This window comes from Achromobacter sp. 46006 (assembly GCF_059761975.1).
This window is the reverse complement of record NZ_JCBANN010000127.1, coordinates 1-1,916: the sequence shown is the minus strand read 5'-3', so window position 1 is coordinate 1,916 and position 1,916 is coordinate 1. Positions and strand designations below refer to the sequence as shown.

Sequence of the window (1,916 nt, the reverse complement as noted above, 5' to 3'; positions counted from 1 at the left end):
GCGCTGGCCGTGCCGGCCGGCGCGGGCACCGTGTCCGCCGCCGGTTGCGGCGCGACAGGCGCGGCGGCGGGGCGGGCGGCCGACCGCGGCAGCGCCATCAGGTAAGTGGCGATGGCGCGCAGATCGCTGTCGGGCAGCTCTGCCAGGCCATGGATCACCGGCGCCATCGGGCCGGCCGCCACGCCATGGCGTGGCGAATAGCCGGTGCGCAGGTACTGATAGAGTTCCTCGCCCGACCAGGCGCGCTCGCCGCTGGCGAGCCGGTTCAGCGCCGGGGCGTTCCAGCCCTCGGCCTGGCCGCCGGCCAGGTAGTCGAGGCCGCCCTTCTCCGCGCCCAGGCGGTTGCGCGGCGAGTGGCAGGCGGCGCAATGGCCCGCGCCTTCCACCAGATAGGCGCCGCGGTTCCACTCGGCATCCTGCGACGGGTCGGGCGTGAACGGCTTGGGGTCGTGGAACAGCAGGTTCCAGCCGGCCAGCAGCGGCCGCAGGTTGAACGGGAAGCCCAGCTCGGTGCGCGGCGGCGTGGACGCCACCGCCGGCTGCGTCATCAGGTAGCCGTACAGCGCCTGCATGTCGGCGTCGCTGAGCCTGGCGTAGGCGGTATACGGAAACGCCGGGTACAACTGGCGGCCGTCCTGGTGCACGCCCTGGCGCATGGCGCGCTCGAACGCCGCGAATGACCAGCGGCCGATGCCGGTCTGCGCATCGGGCGTGATATTGGTGGAATAGATCGTGCCGAACGGGGTCTGCAGCGCCAGCCCGCCGGCGTTGCGCGCGCCGCCCGGCGCCGTATGGCAGGCCACGCAGTCGCCCGCGGCCGCCACCAGCCGGCCGCGCTCGATCGCCTGCGCCGAGTACAAGGACGGATCCGGGCCGGCGGTCAGCGGCAGCGCGGGCTTGAGCGGCCACAATGCGGTGGCCATCGCGGCCACCCCGGCCGCGCCCGCCGCCAGCCAGCCCCAGCCGCGCCGCAGCGCGCCGCGCCGGGCGGCCTGCCGCTCCGCCAGCGCCAGGCGCAACTGGCCGGCGTCGAACGGCGCCTGGCGCAGGCGCACGCCGGTGGCATCCTGGATCGCGTTGGCGATGGCCGCCGCGGCCGGCAGCGTTACCACGCCGTCCAGATCCAGGCGGCCGGTGCGCACGATGTCGGCGGCGGCTGGCATGGCCGCTTCCAGCGCCCCGGTGCCCGCCACCGGCGCCAGCGGTGTCGCGGCGCGCCAGTCGTCGAATGCCGCCGGACCGGCGATCAGGCGGCGGGCGTCGGCCAGCCGCTCGAGTTGCTGCTGCGTAATGGCGATCCGCGTGGAGGCCCCCTGGGCCGCGCGCAGATCCTGGCTGTCGTGGCCGGCGACCACGCGCGTCACCTCGATCCGGCCGGTGGCGGGCTGGACCGCGACTTCGGCCACCCAGGCGCTCCAGACCATCTGTTCGGTGCCGTCCTCGGCCTCGCAGCGGACTTGCGCGGTGGCGAAGCCGCTGCCGCGCAGCAGGCCGTCATGCGCCGCGCCTGCGTCATCCGCGCCGGCCGCCGCCTGCGCCACCACCCGCTGCGCCAGCGCCTGGCCGCGTGCGTCGTCCAGGTGCCGCAGGCGCCAGCTCACCGGTTCCTCGCCGGCCGCCAGCGCGCGCTCATGCCACAGGCTTTCGCCCGCGAACACCTGGGCGGCATTCAGTTCATCCACGCTGGCATGCAGCAGGGCCGGCGATGCGCCTGGCGCCAAGTCCTGCCCCAGCACCGTGGCGTGGCCGCTGGCGTGCGCCTGCGCGGGCCGCGCCAGCAGGCGCGCCAGGCTGGGCCGCATGGCCCAGGGCTGGCGCGCGCGCAGCGCCGGGCCGGCGGCCAGGTCCGCTTCGCGCAACGCCAGCGCGGCGGCCGGCGCCGGCCGGCAGGCCACCAGCACCGGCCGCCCCACGGC

1 protein-coding gene is annotated in these 1,916 nt (G+C 76.4%); it reads right to left on the bottom strand.

Annotated features, from left to right (window positions below; translation table 11 throughout):
* A partial coding sequence (locus AC6LKG_RS26445; protein WP_498169947.1) for a c-type cytochrome occupies positions 1–1,916 on the bottom strand: 1,916 nt, incomplete at both ends.